Raw genomic sequence first — 1445 nt, forward strand, 5'->3', positions numbered from 1 at the left:
CCGAAAGCTCGTACGTTTACGAAAGAAAATAAAAGGATTCATTCATACCCTAATTTTGTATTTTAGGGGCTTGAATGGAAGGAGATAGTACCACTGGGAAGGCAAGATACGATTGAATCGATATCGTCCGAAAGAAATAGTGGCTATTTYCTATTTTCTTTCGAGTCTGGACTAAGTATTTAGAGCTATATTTCTGACGATATAAGCTCGTGTAAAAAAACGAGAGAAGACTGAGAAGAATTCCATATTAAYTTAATTACTTTAGAATGGAAAACATAGTCTCAAGAGTGAGTGTTGGTATTGATATGGCAAAAGATAGTTTTTATGCAGCTATCATATACCTAACGAATGACCAGAATATAATCTGCAAAGGCATAAATTTCCTAATACAGCCAAAGGCTTTAAAGACTTTATCGATTGGGCTGAAAGGAAAGTTAAAGTTAAAGTTAATAATATAGTAAGTTACACGATGGAAGCGACAGGTGTTTATTACGAGAACTTAGCCTGTTATTTGTATAATAGCGATAGACAAGTCCATGTTGTTTTGCCTAATAAGGCTAAGAAATATTCGGAGAGCTTGGATAATAAATCCAAGACGGATAAGTTGGATGCTAAGACTTTAGRACGYATGGGAGCAGAAAGGAAGCTGAAGTCATGGAATCCTGGCTCTAAAATTTATCAAACGTTAAAACAACTTACTAGAGAGCGAGAGACTATACAAAAAGATAGTACTCGATTAAAAAAYATGCTTCATGCAGAACAGTATTCCGCTTTTTCAGAATCAGATGTGGTTACAAGATTGGAGGCTAGATTAACTCTTTTAAATACACAGCTAAAAGCGGTAGATAAAGACATCAAATCAACAATTAAAAAAGATGCGGAAGTAAATCGTAAAGTAAAACAGATTGAAGAAAGTACACCAGGTATTGCAATAACAACCATTGYAGTTGTTATTGCAGAGACATTTGGCTTTGCAGCATTCAACAATATGAAACAACTAACAAGTTTTGCTGGTTATGATATAGTACACAAGGAATCAGGAAATTTCAAAGGAAGAACAAGAATTTCTAAGAAAGGCAATAGTCATATTCGCAGAGCCTTATATATGCCTTCGCTATGTGCAATACAACACAATAAAACRCTTAATAGCTTCTATATGAATTTAAATGAGCGTAAAAAAAATGGCTTAATAAGTGGAACTGCCGTTCAAAGGAAAATGCTTTGCTTAATCTATACATTATGGAAAAACGATACTACTTTTATTGAAAACTACAATGAAAAATAAACAGTAAGTAAGTATAAGACATTGTCTTAGTATAAAAAAGAGGAGAACTATGTCTCCCCTGAACAGGATAGTCTTTGCAGTAAGAGGACTTCCTTATGAATTACAAATTTAATAATAATTTCTGATAATATTATTTGGAATTTAACACAGTATCTTTCGG

Annotated in this window: 1 protein-coding gene; it reads left to right on the forward strand. The window is 33.4% G+C overall.

Going from position 1 to position 1445, the window contains the following annotated elements; translation table 11 throughout:
• Positions 1-364: 364 nt before the first annotated feature.
• A complete protein-coding gene (locus EMN46_RS18530) occupies positions 365-1285 on the forward strand; it encodes an IS110 family transposase (RefSeq protein WP_154202500.1) in 921 nt (306 codons plus the stop codon).
• Positions 1286-1445 lie beyond the last annotated feature (160 nt).

Origin of the sequence: Ancylomarina sp. 16SWW S1-10-2 (assembly GCF_009669305.1) — a bacterium.
In the GTDB taxonomy this organism is placed as follows: Bacteria; Bacteroidota; Bacteroidia; order Bacteroidales; family Marinifilaceae; genus Ancylomarina.